This is a genomic window from Chryseobacterium sp. PvR013, from assembly GCF_017833095.1.
Lineage (GTDB): Bacteria > Bacteroidota > Bacteroidia > Flavobacteriales > Weeksellaceae > Chryseobacterium > Chryseobacterium culicis_A.
In genome coordinates, this window is sequence record NZ_JAFIBT010000001.1 from 165,410 (window position 1) to 178,414 (window position 13,005).

Annotated in this window: 15 protein-coding genes; 7 read left to right on the top strand and 8 right to left on the bottom strand. The window is 34.7% G+C overall.

Annotation, left to right across the window (positions count from 1 at the left end):
- The first annotated feature begins 118 nt into the window (after window positions 1-118).
- From JOE44_RS00715 to JOE44_RS00735, 5 genes are all read left to right on the top strand, one after another.
- Window positions 119-997, top strand: coding sequence for a helix-turn-helix domain-containing protein (locus tag JOE44_RS00715; RefSeq protein ID WP_209783903.1), 879 nt, complete (start codon window positions 119-121; stop codon window positions 995-997).
- An 89-nt stretch (window positions 998-1,086) separates the two neighbouring features.
- Window positions 1,087-2,142, top strand: a complete 1,056-nt coding sequence (locus tag JOE44_RS00720; RefSeq protein ID WP_209783904.1) for an alpha/beta hydrolase — start codon at window positions 1,087-1,089, stop codon at window positions 2,140-2,142.
- A gap of 74 nt (window positions 2,143-2,216) precedes the next feature.
- Window positions 2,217-2,783: a DapH/DapD/GlmU-related protein gene (locus JOE44_RS00725; protein ID WP_209783905.1), complete on the top strand. Its 567-nt coding sequence runs from the start codon at window positions 2,217-2,219 to the stop codon at window positions 2,781-2,783.
- A 15-nt stretch (window positions 2,784-2,798) separates the two neighbouring features.
- Window positions 2,799-3,308 (top strand): cupin domain-containing protein, encoded by a 510-nt coding sequence (locus JOE44_RS00730; RefSeq protein WP_209783906.1) that lies wholly within the window; start codon window positions 2,799-2,801, stop codon window positions 3,306-3,308.
- A 9-nt stretch (window positions 3,309-3,317) separates the two neighbouring features.
- Window positions 3,318-4,379: a carboxymuconolactone decarboxylase family protein gene (locus tag JOE44_RS00735; protein WP_245169668.1), complete on the top strand. Its 1,062-nt coding sequence runs from the start codon at window positions 3,318-3,320 to the stop codon at window positions 4,377-4,379.
- A gap of 253 nt (window positions 4,380-4,632) precedes the next feature.
- Here the strand turns inward: JOE44_RS00735 and JOE44_RS00745 are convergent, their stop codons facing one another.
- Genes JOE44_RS00745 through JOE44_RS00780 form a run of 8 tightly spaced genes read right to left on the bottom strand, consistent with a single transcriptional unit; the run spans window position 4,633 to window position 10,223 of the window.
- Window positions 4,633-5,280, bottom strand: coding sequence for a MarR family transcriptional regulator (locus tag JOE44_RS00745; RefSeq protein WP_209783907.1), 648 nt, complete (start codon window positions 5,278-5,280; stop codon window positions 4,633-4,635).
- Window positions 5,281-5,316: 36 nt separating this feature from the next.
- Complete coding sequence (locus tag JOE44_RS00750) at window positions 5,317-6,015, bottom strand: SDR family oxidoreductase (protein WP_209783908.1); 699 nt, start codon at window positions 6,013-6,015, stop codon at window positions 5,317-5,319.
- A 12-nt stretch (window positions 6,016-6,027) separates the two neighbouring features.
- A complete protein-coding gene (locus tag JOE44_RS00755; protein WP_209783909.1) occupies window positions 6,028-6,309 on the bottom strand; it encodes a TIGR03643 family protein in 282 nt (93 codons plus the stop codon).
- The gene (locus JOE44_RS00760; protein ID WP_209783910.1) at window positions 6,309-7,787 is read right to left on the bottom strand and encodes a cryptochrome/photolyase family protein; all 1,479 of its coding nucleotides are present in this window, start codon (window positions 7,785-7,787) and stop codon (window positions 6,309-6,311) included. Before JOE44_RS00760 ends, JOE44_RS00755 begins: the two co-directional genes overlap by 1 nt.
- Window positions 7,780-8,133 (bottom strand): deoxyribodipyrimidine photo-lyase, encoded by a 354-nt coding sequence (locus tag JOE44_RS00765; RefSeq protein ID WP_209783911.1) that lies wholly within the window; start codon window positions 8,131-8,133, stop codon window positions 7,780-7,782. The genes JOE44_RS00760 and JOE44_RS00765 overlap by 8 nt, the downstream gene beginning before the upstream one ends.
- Window positions 8,085-8,240, bottom strand: coding sequence for a DUF2256 domain-containing protein (locus JOE44_RS00770; RefSeq protein WP_209783912.1), 156 nt, complete (start codon window positions 8,238-8,240; stop codon window positions 8,085-8,087). The genes JOE44_RS00765 and JOE44_RS00770 overlap by 49 nt, the downstream gene beginning before the upstream one ends.
- On the bottom strand, window positions 8,241-9,563 hold the full coding sequence (locus JOE44_RS00775; protein ID WP_209783913.1) for an AarF/UbiB family protein: 1,323 nt from the start codon (window positions 9,561-9,563) through the stop codon (window positions 8,241-8,243).
- Window positions 9,564-9,566: 3 nt separating this feature from the next.
- Window positions 9,567-10,223, bottom strand: a complete 657-nt coding sequence (locus JOE44_RS00780; RefSeq protein WP_209783914.1) for a TetR/AcrR family transcriptional regulator — start codon at window positions 10,221-10,223, stop codon at window positions 9,567-9,569.
- A 97-nt stretch (window positions 10,224-10,320) separates the two neighbouring features.
- Here JOE44_RS00780 and ribA point away from each other — a divergent pair, with 97 nt between their 5' ends.
- Both ribA and JOE44_RS00790 read left to right on the top strand, forming a co-directional pair.
- On the top strand, window positions 10,321-10,911 hold the full coding sequence (gene ribA / locus JOE44_RS00785) for a GTP cyclohydrolase II (RefSeq protein ID WP_209783915.1): 591 nt from the start codon (window positions 10,321-10,323) through the stop codon (window positions 10,909-10,911).
- A gap of 52 nt (window positions 10,912-10,963) precedes the next feature.
- Window positions 10,964-12,397 (top strand): SDR family oxidoreductase, encoded by a 1,434-nt coding sequence (locus tag JOE44_RS00790; RefSeq protein WP_209783916.1) that lies wholly within the window; start codon window positions 10,964-10,966, stop codon window positions 12,395-12,397.
- The last annotated feature ends 608 nt before the right edge of the window (window positions 12,398-13,005 follow it).

Genomic DNA, 13,005 nt, shown 5'->3' on the forward strand with positions numbered 1-13,005 from the left:
GAAAGTGTAAAATATTAATAATATTAATTTGATATACATCTGTTATTATCGTAAAAAAATTCTAGCGAATCTTATATCATTTTAGAACTGATTAGTTTGATTTTCTTAACTTTGAAAAATGAAAGAAAAGCTAAAAAGAGTTGTTTCTGAGTTTAATACTGAATTAAAACTAAAAGGATTCCGTGCATTCCAGATTGAGCAGGATGGAAGTGAAACCCGTGTCTACAGCAGAAAAGAATTTTATAAAATCTGCCTTACGACAGGGAAAAGTAAAATTCATTATTCTGATAAAAGTTTCGAGCAGGAAGGAACGGTGCTTTTTTTCGGAAATCCGCATATCCCGTATTCCTGGGAAACCATTTCAACAACTTATAAAGGCTATACCATTCTTTTTTCTGAAGAATTTTTCAAGAATTCTGAACGTTCCGAAAGCCTCCAGCAATCTTCTTTCTTTAAAATTGGTGGAACTCCCGTTCTGAAAATTACCGAAGAACAGAGACTCTTTCTCAATACGATTTTTCAAAAAATGATTGCTGAGCAGGAAAGCGATTATGTCTACAAGGATGAGCTGATTCGTAATTACATCAGCTTAATTATCCACGAATCTTTGAAATTAGAACCTGCAGAAGATTTTGACCAGAACAAAAATGCAGCATCAAGATTATCATCCGTTTTTCTGGAACTGTTGGAAAGACAATTTCCCATCGAAACTACAGACCAATCTCTGCAACTGAAATCAGCTCAGGATTTTGCAAAAAATTTAAATGTTCACGTTAATTATCTCAATCGTGCCGTGAAAGAAGTTACCGGAAAATCAACAACAACTCATATTACGGAACGAATTCTCACAGAAGCAAAAGCATTGCTGCAGCACACCGACTGGAATATCTCAGAAATAGCCTTCGCACTCGGATTCGATTATCCAACGTATTTTAATAATTTCTTTAAAAAACAAACCGGAACCAATCCAAAAGCATTTCGTTTGACGGAAGTTTGATTTTCTTAATTTTTGGTTTGATTATCATTAACTGTTAGCACGCCGCTGTTTCTAATTTTGTATCAGTAATTTTTAAACAAAATTTAGATATGAAAATAATAACAACAGTGATGGCTTTGTCCTTTCTTTTCATTGGACAGGTATTTGCGCAGAATAAAAAATCAAATCCAGGAAAAATGAATACAACAGAACAAAACGAACATTATACTTTCCAACTCAGCGATAAAGTTACCCGAAAAGCGGTTACCTTTAAAAACCGTTACGGAATAATGCTTTCAGGAGATTTATATCTTCCAAAAAATGCACGAAACGAAAAACTGGCGGCGTTGGCAATCAGTGGACCTTTTGGTGCGGTGAAGGAGCAGTCTTCCGGTTTGTATGCGAATCAAATGGCGGAAAGAGGTTTCGCTGTTATCGCTTTTGACCCTTCTTACACAGGCGAAAGTGGCGGTGAACCAAGAAATATAGCTTCACCCGACATCAATACCGAAGATTTCAGTGCGGCTGTTGATTTCCTGGGACTTCAGAAAAATGTGGACAGAAATAAGATCGGGATCATCGGAATTTGCGGATTTGGAGGAATGGCATTGAATGCTACTGCGATAGATAAGCGAATAAAAGCCGTTGCAACCACGAGTATGTATGATATGACAAGAGTGATTTCTAAAGGATATAATGATGTAGTTACCCTCGAACAACGAACAAAAACACTGGTAGACCTGAATCTGCAAAGATGGAAAGATGCAGAAACAGGCGAACAGGGATATCCATCTTCTCATCTTCCGGAAAAATTAACTGGTAGTGAACCTCAATTTGTAAAAGATTATTTTAATTATTACAAAACGTCAAGAGGTTTCCACGAACGTTCAGTAAATTCAACAAAAGGTTGGAGATTAACCAGCGCACTTTCATTTATGAATATGCCCATTTTAAGTTACATCAAAGAAATTTCACCGAGACCTATGCTTTTAATTGCTGGTGAAAATGCACATTCAAGGTATTTTTCAGAAGACATTTACAAAATGGCTGCAGAACCGAAAGAACTGATGATTATTCCGAATGCGGTTCACGTTGATTTATACGACAAAGTAGATGTGATTCCTTTTGAAAAACTGGATAATTTCTTCAGAACCAATTTAAAATAATTGAACATTGCAATAGCTGAATCTGCTTTTTTAAAAAGCGGATTCATCCTTTTTATTTCTCTAAATATTTAATAATGAGCTTTAACGAAGATATCTTTACCAGACTAAAAAATGGTGAAACAATAATGCCCGGCGACCCGGAAATTCACAAATTGCTGGAAGCTTCTTATGAGGTTAAGAAACAATTGATTGAATTAAATAATTCCGCAAAACCGGATGAGATTTTAAAAATATTAAGTCAAATTATCGGCAAAGAATTGGAGAATGTAGCGGTGTTTACACCTATTTACATCAATTATGGAAAGAATCTCAATATTGGTAAAAATGTATTCATCAATTTCGACTGTACTTTTCTGACTCTAGGTGGAATTACCATTGAAGACGATGTTTTAATCGGCCCGAAAGTAAACCTGATAACGGAAAATCATCCTTTAGAACCTCAACATAGAAAAGGATTAATTGGAAAATCTATTGTAATCAAGAAAAATGCTTGGATTGGAGCCAATGCAACCATTCTACCGGGAGTTACGATTGGAGAAAATGCTGTAGTTGCAGCCGGAGCGGTCGTTTCTAAAGATGTTCCGGACAATGTTGTGGTGGGAGGAGTTCCTGCAAAAATCATCAAAACAATTGAATCATAAATTAAATGTAAAACAATGAAATATTTAATCATCATTCTTTTAGCGTTTTGTCCAACTGTAATCGCACAAAATAAAGTAAATTCAAACAAAATAAAATCAAACGAAATGAGTACAGATATTCCTAAAATAAGTGATTTTCCGACAGGTGAAGAAAATACGGCTTATGCGCAGTATTTTATGGGCAAGTCCTATTTGGCGCCACTTACAAGCAATACAGATTTAAATGTTCCCCTTTCTAATGTCACATTTGAACCGGGCTGTCGTAACAATTGGCATAGCCACACAGGCGGACAGCTTTTGATTGTTGTGGGTGGCGAAGGTTTATATCAGGAAAGAGGAAAACCCGCACGTCGTTTAAAACCCGGAGATATCGTAGAAATTGCTCCGAATGTTGAGCATTGGCACGGTGCCACTGCCGACAATTGGTTTTCGCATTTAGCAACGAATGGAAATCCGCAAACCAATCAAAATGTTTGGCTGGAAGCTGTTTCCGATGAAGAATTTGCTGAAGCCAACAAAAAATAATTTTCTAAGATGAGCAAAAACAAATTTCTACAATGGATTATTCTTTTTATTCTCACATTAAGTATCACAAAAATGAATGCACAAGAAAATAAAACCAATCAAAATTTGAATGCTAAAGAACAAAGTTTGGTAAAGATTTCTTCACTCACGGCAACTGGAAATCTTGGAAGTCTAAAACTTCAGTTGAATGCCGGATTGGATTCTGGTTTGACGATTAATGAAATTAAGGAAGCGCTGGTTCAATTGTATGCGTACTGTGGTTTTCCGAGAAGTCTGAATGCTATTAATACTTTTAAATCAGTTGTAGACGAAAGAAAATCAAAAGGTATTAATGATATCGAAGGAAAGAAAATCATTGTAGAAAATAATGTTGAAGACAAATATGAACAAGGCAGAAAAACCCTTGAAGAACTTACAAAAATGCCACAAACCAAACCAGCACCAGGGTTTGGTGAGTTTGCTCCACGGGTTGACGCTTTTTTAAAAGAACATCTTTTTGCTGATATTTTTGTGAGCGATGTGCTGACTTATAAGCAAAGAGAAATCGTAACGATTTCTGCTCTTGCTTCTTTGGATGGAGTAGAAGGACAGTTGCAATCGCATATCAATATGGGAAAAAACACAGGAATTACTGAAAATCAATTAGCTCAATTGGCTGATTTGATTCAAGAAACCGTTAATAAAACTCAGGCAAATACAGCTCGGAAAATCATTGCAAAACCGCTTGTTCCGATTATTGAAAAAGATATGATGATTCGGATTTCCGAAATTGAAATTATCCCTGAATTTTTAGAAGAATATAATTCTATTCTGAAAGAAGAAGCTTCAGCATCAGTAAAGCTGGAGAAAGGTGTGATTGCAATTTTTCCGATGTATCAAAAGGAAAATTCAACTCAGTTAAGAATTGTAGAAATCTATGCGGACAAAGAAGCATATCAGCTTCATTTGCAAACGCCGCATTTTTTGAAGTATAAATCATCAACCTTGAAAATGGTAAAATCCCTGAAATTAATAGATATGGAAAGTATTGACAAAGAAGCGATGTCTTATATCTTTAAAAAGATAAAGTAGTATCAGGCCAGTAAATTGTAATATAAAGTCATTTTATTTACACGTTTAATTTTGAAATTTTTTTTAAGACTTTAGAGAAATTAGTCTAAAAGAAATTCAATAAAAAAATGGCTTCAACTTTGTCTAGTTGGTGCCATTTAGCTGTTTGTAACCAAGACGGGCGTATCTTCAAACACTTTTGTTGATGATTTGCTTTGATTAAGTCAATTAAAATGGAATTCCTAAATCCGTTAATAAGATTTGATGTATGTTTTTATTGAAAAAATTCTGATATCTGATTGATGTTGGAATTCTTATAATCAACATAAATATGATAATGAAATTCATTAAGTTTTTTCAAAATCCTAAGAAATTCATTCTTCTCAACTTTATCAAGCTTTCCGGATAAAATTTTTGAGATTAAGTTGACATTAGAAACTGAGGCGTGAAAAATTTCTTCGCCTTTTTTAGTCAAATTTAGTCGTTTGCTGCGCTTATCATCTTTATCATTTTTCTCCTCCAAAAATCCTGCTTCCAAAAGTCTTTTGATGATTTGAGTTCCGGTTTGTTTCTCGTGACCGTTTTTTTCGATCAATTGAATTTTCGTTAAAAAAGGTTCGTCTTTTAAGCGGTACAGGTAGGTAAATTCTTCATTCGCTAATTCAGGAAAATCTCCCAACCCTTTTCTGATCAGTAATTTAGAATATCGTCCTAATAAGAGAACCTGTTTGCAAATTTCATTTTCGGTAAATGAAACCTGATGATTTTCATTTTTAAAAAGCTTGGTCGGACTTTCATCAGCATATTTTTTATCATTCATCCACACGCGGAAATCATCAACGGTAGAGTTGGATTTGCAGGCGTCAGAATGTTCAAATTCTTTCACTTGATGGAGCAGGTCTATGAAAAAGTCGGTTTGCATAATAATTTTGGTAAAGATATTAGTTTTTGGGAATGATTACAATTTGATATTACTCATTCCTCCGTCAATTCCAATGACCTGTCCTGTGATCCAAGCTGAATTATCAGATAATAGAAACGCAACCATTTTTGCGATTTCGTCGGCTCTTCCGACTCTTTGTAATGGATGTCTTTTTCCTGAAGCTTCCCGTTTTTCAGGTGTTGAAAGAAGTGGTGAAGCTAAATTAGTATCCGTTAACGAGGGAGCGATGGCATTCACTCTGATTTTCTGAGTAGAAAATTCTGCGGCCATACTTTTCGTCAAACCTTCAACAGCACTTTTACTTGCAGAAATTGAGGCGTGAAAAGGCATTCCCAGCTTTGCCGCCACCGAACTGAACAATACAACAGAAGCAGTTTCCGACTTCTTCAAATTAGGCAGCAGTTTCTGAATCGTTTTCACAGCACCCAAAACATTGATTTCAAAATCATTCCTGAAATCTTCAATCGAAAGCCGGTTAAATGGTTTTAAATTAATACTTCCCGGTGCATAAACCAAACCGTCAATAACTTCTGGGAATATAATCTCATCCAGATTCCCCGAAAGGATATCTATTGGATGAAATTCAATATTTAAATTTTCAATTTCAGGATTTTCGATTCTTGAAATACCAATAACGTAATGATTTTCTGATAATATTTTTGCAGCAGCAAATCCAATTCCCTGTCCGCAACCGACAATGACTATGTTTTTCATTTTATTCTGTTTTTATCGTTTCGAAATTCTATTATGACTTATTGTACGCTGTCTTTTAAATTTAAACCTATTAATTTCAGGATTTCTTTTCATCAGATGTTTCTGGCTTACTCCAGAATTCACTCTTTTTCTCCAAAGCCGAAAACTTGATGGTTTCAGTTCTCTTCTCATCAATTCAATCACTTCAGATTCTGAAATTCCAAACTGAAATGCTATCGCTTCAAACGGTGTTCTGTCTTCCCAAGCCATTTCAATGATGCGGTCTGTCTGTATTACATTAAATTCTTTCACCATTATTTTAAATTTTTAATCGTATGCCGGGCGATTTTAAAGTGTTCAGATTTTTTCTCATCCGTCATTTTATCCAAAGTTCGCAGCATCATTCCCAATCTCGGATTTGTTTTGAAAAATTCTTTGTTATCATTCACAAAATTCCAAAAGAGGGCATCCCATTTTTCCGTCCAGTCGTCATCAGGGTAATCGCTCATCTTTTTGATGTAATTACTTCCGCTGATGTACGGTTTTGTACTCATTTTTCCTCCGTCAGAAAAGCTGCTCATCCCATAAACATTAGGAACCATTACCCAATCGTAAGAATCGATGAACATTTCCATAAACCATTGGTAAACGTCGTCTGGATTAAGTTTCAACAGATTCATAAAGTTGGCGAAAATCATTAATCGTTCGATGTGATGTGCATAACCAGTTTCGAGGACCTTCAAAATTGTGCTGTCAATTGGTTTAATTTCAGTCCTTCCCGTATAAAAAGATTCGGGAAGCCGATTTTGATGCTTCCAATAATTTTTATTTCGCTGATAAGTTCCCTGATAAAGGTAAATCCCTCTCATAAATTCTCTCCAACCCAAAATCTGCCGCACAAATCCTTCAAGAGAATTGATGGGGATTTTATATTCGTTCGCATATTCAATGGCTTCTCTCAAAACGTTTTCTGCAGTTAAAAGTCCAATGTTTAACAATGGCGAAAGCACGCTGTGATACAGAAAATGTTCGCGCTCCACGATACTGTCTTCATAGACCCCAAAATCGGCAAACCGCAGTTCCAGAAACTGATTCAACCAATTTTCAGCTTCCTCAAAAGTGACGGGATAGAGTTGATACGACGTTAAATTGCCATAATTTTCATTAAAATTTTTCCTGGTATAAATTTTCGCTTCCTCAAAATATGTACTGTTTTCCGGGAAGTGAACGGGTGGAGCTTTTTTGTTCTTTGGATATTTCTTACGGTTTTCTGTATCGAAAGTCCATTTTCCACCGATTGGTTTTCCGGCTTTCATTAGAAGATTTCGGGAAATTCTCTGTTGCTTGTAAAAATCGGTTTGATGATACGATTTTTTATCTTCAAAATAGTCTTTCAAATCTTCCTTAGTATTTATAAACAAAGGACTTTCAATAATCTCTAATTCCAATTTAGTTTCCTTAATTCTCTTTTCAAGCCAATTGTCACAAACATCTGTGATGAGAATTTTGTCAAAATTTAGTTTTTCCAAATGCTTTATTAAATTTCGAACATCAGAAAGTGGAGAAGTACTTTCAACATATTCCACCTTGAATTTTTCTTTGGTCAAAAATTCCTCATAAAACTTCATACTCGCCCTATGAAAGGCAATTTTCTGTTTGTGAAATTTGTATTGTTTAAAAAACAGAAACTCTTCCACCAAAAAAACAGGTTGATTTTTATCCAGATAATCCGTGTCTTTAAAAAGCTGATGCGGAAATATCAATTGCGCCGTTGAAGATGCTACTTTAGCCATAAATTTCTTCCTTTGTCCATTCTCTCTGACAGAATATTTTTTCAACCTCAAAACCTTTAGAAATCTGCTTAAAAATATCTTCGGTCTTACCCAATTTTTTAAGAAACGGAATCTTCTTTTCTTTTAAATTATTTTCCAAATCCGAAACAGTTTGCAACAAAAATTTAGCCCGAAATTTTCCAATTTTCTTAAAACTAAGTTGGGTTGAATTGAAAAAAGATTTGTCAAAAATATACACTGCAAGAAAAGGTAAATGTTCCTGCATCACGTTGAAAAGTGATTCATTGTCTCTGATTCTTAAATTGTTTCCGAACCAGAGGAGGTTGATTTTTTGTTTTTTCGGCATTTTTCGCTGCAATATTTTACTTCGTCCCAGTTTTTCTTCCACTTTTTCCGCCAGTTGAAGGGCAGTCCGCAGACTTCACAAATCTTTGAAGGTAAGTTGGCTGGCATTTATTGGTTAAAATTTTTGTACTGATTGATTACGACATTTTTGGCTTTCAAATCGTGCATCATATTATACAAACCAAAAAATGTACGGTTCAGATAAATAAAATGTTTCGAACCTCTGTTGGTATTCATTCCTTTCATATCGCTGATTTTGGCGTATTTATGACCCAGATCTGCAATTTCCTGAAAAAACGATTCATCAGAAAAATCAAAAATTTCTGCGTTAAAAGGTCTTGTGAACAATTCCAGCAATTCGTAGAATAATTTGGTGAAAAATTCCTGTTCTTTAGCAGAATCATTAGAACTCAAAATCTCCAGATCGTATAATTTTTCTTTATAAAATTCAGGATTATTCAGATTCTCAAGTTGAGCCAACTCAAAATAGGGTTTATAAAAGTCATTTGGGATTTCTTTGATACATCCGAAATCAATCACGAGCAGTTTTTTATCTTCTGAAACCAGGAAATTGCCTGGATGTGGGTCTGCGTGAACCTGTTTTAGGACGTGCATTTGGTACATATAGAAATCCCAGAGTGTCTGTCCTATTTTGTTCAAATCTTCCTGAGAATTTTTCAATTTTGTGAATTCCGAGAAATGTTTTCCGTTCATCCAATCCATTGTGATGATTCTTTCGCAAGATAATTCAGGATAATATTTTGGAAAATCTAAATTCGCAAGATGACTGCATTTTTTAGAAATTTCCTGACTTCTTTTCAGTTCAAGATCATAATCTGTTTCCTCAAACAATTTATTTTCTACTTCCTGAAAATAAGATTCTGAACCTTCTTTCTGGATATTAAACATTTTCATCGCAATAGGTTTTACCATTTTCAAATCACTTGAAATGCTTTCTCTCACACCGGGATATTGAATTTTTACGGCAAAATTTTGACCATCTTTTTTCGCTTTATGAACCTGTCCGATACTTGCCGCGTTAACGGATTCATTCGTGAATTCATCAAATAGATCCTCGGGATTTTTTCCGAAATATTTTCTAAAAGTTTTCTTTACCAAAGCTCCCGAAAGCGGCGGAACAGAAAATTGCGACAAAGAAAATTTTTCAACATAAGCCTGCGGAAGAATGTTTTTCTCCATGCTTAGCATTTGGGCAACTTTCAAGGCTGAGCCTTTCAGTTCTTTCAGAGAATCGTAAATGTCGGTTGCGTTGTTTTCATTCAAAGCTTTTCTCGCTTCGTCCTCATCTTTATTTTTTGTGATTTTATTTCCGTAATATTTAATGTAATTAACACCTACTTTTGCTCCTGCCTTCAGCAAGCTGCTCGTTCGTTCCAGCTTTCCTGTTGGTATTTTATTGAGTGTTTTCATCTGCTATTTTTTAAATTTTTCTTTAAATAAAAACTTTCCGAGGTCAACTACTTTTCTCAAAGGTTCGTTATCCATCAGTTCAAATCCTGTATCAATTGTTTTCTCGATGAAAATATCTGTCTTTTCGAATGATGGAGATGTATCTTTTTTCCAAAATTCGATGACGGAAACCAAATGAATCCACAATGCTTCTTCACGAGCTTTTTCGTGGAAATTTTTCACCTCATCTTTCGCTTTTTGAATCATTTCCCAATCATTAAAATCAAGAGTTTTGATGAATTGTCGATGCGTTTCCTTAAGCTGATTTGAAATTTTTGCCAAGTGTAATTTGTCATTCCCCAAGATCATCAGAACCAAAGAACGGTTCATCGTCATATTTTCAAAAAAGATAAAATAGACATTCAACAGTTTTTCTTTTGAAGTAATTTCATCAGAATTGTTAACTTCCGAAGCTACCTCTACAGATTTATCAAAAAGATTGACCAACATTGATTTTTCTATCTGTTCAAAGCTTGAAAAGTAATCGTAAAAGTTTTTTTCTTCGAACTCATTGTCTTTTGCGAAGCGGTAAATGTTTTTTGGTCTTTCACCGTGATTCAAAACGTAGTCACCATACAATTCAAATATTTTATCTTCTGTAATTATATTTTTTTGTTCCATTATTGATTTTATTTATCAACAAATTTAGTAATTAATTTTACTAGTTAAATAAATAAAGTATAAATTTGTACTATAATAATGATTCAAAATATAACTAATGCTTACAATACAGGCTCAATCTAATGTACCGACCGATTTTGGAATGTTTACCGTCTATGCATTTTCTGAAAATGAAAATGACTGGTGTCCACATTTGGTTTGGGTGGCTGAAAAAACAGATTTTAATGAAGTTGTTAATGTACGTTTCCATTCGGAGTGCATTACCGGAGAAGTTTTCCGTTCGAGGAAATGTGAATGCGGACAACAACTGGATGCGGCAATGAAATTTATGTCGGAAAACGGAGGAATGATTATTTATCTCAGACAGGAAGGCAGAAATATTGGAATCATCAATAAATTAAAGGCTTACGCTCTTCAGGAACAAGGTTTTGATACGGTGGAAGCAAATTTGAGATTAGGTTTGCCGGCAGATGGTAGAAGTTTTGATGTTGCAATCGAGATGCTGAAAATGCTGGAAATTTCAAAAGTTAATTTATTGACCAATAATCCTGAAAAATTGAAAGCTTTCAACAACAGCGGTATTTTGCTCAATAAAAGAATTCCTTTGGAAATTGAATCTAATTCAGTCAATGCGTCGTATCTTACAACAAAGAAGGATTATTTTGGGCATCTCTTCGAAAAACTTTAAATTACATTTAAAATTCATAGAAAAATTCTTTAACTGATTCAAAATTAATCTCATGAAAAAGATTTTATTAACGGGAGCAACAGGTTACATCGGTAAAAGGATGATGAGTGTGATTACAGAGCAAGGCTATAAAGTGGTGTGCTGCTGCCGTGACGTCAGCCGATTTTCCAGACCCGCCGGGATCAATTATGATTTAATAGAAGTCATCGAAGTTGATTTCCTGAGAGAGGAAACTTTGAAGAATATTCCGGAGGATATTTCCGGGGCATATTATCTGATGCATTCTATGAGTGCGAATGGTGATTACGAAGAATCGGAGAAAATCTGTGCTCAGAATTTTGTTTCAGCAATTGAAAAAACGGAGTGCAAACATATTATCTATTTGTCAGGATTAGTCAACCAGAAAGAATTGTCAAAGCATTTGAATTCAAGATTTAATGTAGAAAAGATTTTAATTGAGTCTAAAATTCCAACAACTGTTTTACGAGCTGGTATTATCATCGGTTCTGGAAGCGCATCATTTGAGATCATTCGAGATTTGGTTGAAAAATTACCGATCATGATTACGCCAAAATGGCTCACTACGAAATGTCAACCCATAGGAATTGCGAATGTTTTGGATTTTCTAATTTTCACTTTATTCAAAAAAGAAACTTACCGTAAAAGTTTTGACATCGGTTGTGAAGATGTCTTGACTTACAAAGAAATATTGCTGGGTTTTGCGAAAATCAGAGGTTTGAAAAGAACTATTATCACACTGCCGGTAATGACTCCGAAATTGTCTTCGTATTGGTTATATTTCATTACTTCAACCACTTACAGTCTGGCAAGTTCGCTCGTTGGAAGTATGAAAATTGAGGTGGTTTGTAACAATGAAAGTTTATTGGAGATTAAAAAAATAACTGGAGTTCAACCATTTTCTTACGAGCAGGCTTTGGAGAGAACGATGGCAAAGATTCAGGCCAACGAAATACTTTCCAGTTGGAAAGACAGCTTTATAAGCAGCAGAAATGATTCTTCCCTGAAGGAATTTATTGAAGTTCCGCATTTTGGCTGTTTTAAAGACGTTCGAAGTGAAAAATATGACGACCGTGAAAAATGTCTCGACCGTGTTTTTGGTTTGGGCGGCAAAAACGGATGGTACGGACAAAACCTTTGGAAAATCCGGGGTTATATGGATGTATTGGTTGGCGGTCCGGGGCTCAGAAGAGGAAGAACGCACCCGATAGAGCTTCACGAAGGAGATGCTCTGGATTTTTGGCGGGTACTTTATGCTGATAGGGAAGAAGGGAAATTGATTCTTATTGCTGAAATGAAACTGCCCGGAGAGGCGTGGCTGATGTTCAAATTATACAAAGGAAAGCTCTGGCAGAAAGCAGTTTTCCGGCCAAAAGGATTGTGGGGAAGATTATATTGGTATTCTGTATTGCCTTTTCACGGATTTATTTTTAAAGGAATGGTGATAAAATTGGCTGCTGGCCATTAATGAGTTTAATTCATAAAAAATCTTTTGAACATAGGAAACGTAGCTTTTAGCAAAGTCCTTTATGATAGTGTTATTGAAGGTAAATCTAATTGGTGCAGAAAAGTGTAGTTCCTATTCTTTAGTTATGATATTCATAAATGAAACGGATTTTATTTTTTCTGTCCAAATATGACTGCCATTTCTTATTTTCTTAAGATAGATTCACTAAAACAATAAAAATCCTAATCTGGCTTGTTTTGGAATAAAAAAATGGCTCAATTTGGATTAAATTGAGCCATTTGGCTGTTTGTGAACTTGACAAGACGCTATCCAAACTCCTTTTTTACTGATATAGAAAATATTTTAGAAATATGTATTTGAAAATGAATTATTTATATTTTTGTTTGAATCCTGTTGACAATTTTTAATATTTCGATACAAAAAATGAGCCTCATTGACTTATAGATTATTACTGTTTTTGAGGGATAGCTGAATGGCAACTGCTTGATAAACTGATGATTACTAATCTAAAGGTAGTTGTATTTATAATTTGAACCAAATAAAACAAAAAAAAATCAACTTTTTTCAATTTCATCTAGTCTTTATTAATAGCTACCCGTTTGAGGCTT

What these genes read in the sequence shown, in the direction of transcription:
- JOE44_RS00715 (WP_209783903.1), top strand. Translation starts at nt 119, where the DNA reads ATGAAAGAAAAGCTAAAAAGAGTTGTTTCTGAGTTTAATACTGAATTA.
- JOE44_RS00720 (WP_209783904.1), top strand. Translation starts at nt 1,087, where the DNA reads ATGAAAATAATAACAACAGTGATGGCTTTGTCCTTTCTTTTCATTGGA.
- JOE44_RS00725 (WP_209783905.1), top strand. Translation starts at nt 2,217, where the DNA reads ATGAGCTTTAACGAAGATATCTTTACCAGACTAAAAAATGGTGAAACA.
- JOE44_RS00730 (WP_209783906.1), top strand. Translation starts at nt 2,799, where the DNA reads ATGAAATATTTAATCATCATTCTTTTAGCGTTTTGTCCAACTGTAATC.
- JOE44_RS00735 (WP_245169668.1), top strand. Translation starts at nt 3,318, where the DNA reads ATGAGCAAAAACAAATTTCTACAATGGATTATTCTTTTTATTCTCACA.
- JOE44_RS00745 (WP_209783907.1), bottom strand. Translation starts at nt 5,280, where the DNA reads ATGCAAACCGACTTTTTCATAGACCTGCTCCATCAAGTGAAAGAATTT.
- JOE44_RS00750 (WP_209783908.1), bottom strand. Translation starts at nt 6,015, where the DNA reads ATGAAAAACATAGTCATTGTCGGTTGCGGACAGGGAATTGGATTTGCT.
- JOE44_RS00755 (WP_209783909.1), bottom strand. Translation starts at nt 6,309, where the DNA reads ATGGTGAAAGAATTTAATGTAATACAGACAGACCGCATCATTGAAATG.
- JOE44_RS00760 (WP_209783910.1), bottom strand. Translation starts at nt 7,787, where the DNA reads ATGGCTAAAGTAGCATCTTCAACGGCGCAATTGATATTTCCGCATCAG.
- JOE44_RS00765 (WP_209783911.1), bottom strand. Translation starts at nt 8,133, where the DNA reads ATGCCGAAAAAACAAAAAATCAACCTCCTCTGGTTCGGAAACAATTTA.
- JOE44_RS00770 (WP_209783912.1), bottom strand. Translation starts at nt 8,240, where the DNA reads ATGCCAGCCAACTTACCTTCAAAGATTTGTGAAGTCTGCGGACTGCCC.
- JOE44_RS00775 (WP_209783913.1), bottom strand. Translation starts at nt 9,563, where the DNA reads ATGAAAACACTCAATAAAATACCAACAGGAAAGCTGGAACGAACGAGC.
- JOE44_RS00780 (WP_209783914.1), bottom strand. Translation starts at nt 10,223, where the DNA reads ATGGAACAAAAAAATATAATTACAGAAGATAAAATATTTGAATTGTAT.
- ribA (WP_209783915.1), top strand. Translation starts at nt 10,321, where the DNA reads ATGCTTACAATACAGGCTCAATCTAATGTACCGACCGATTTTGGAATG.
- JOE44_RS00790 (WP_209783916.1), top strand. Translation starts at nt 10,964, where the DNA reads ATGAAAAAGATTTTATTAACGGGAGCAACAGGTTACATCGGTAAAAGG.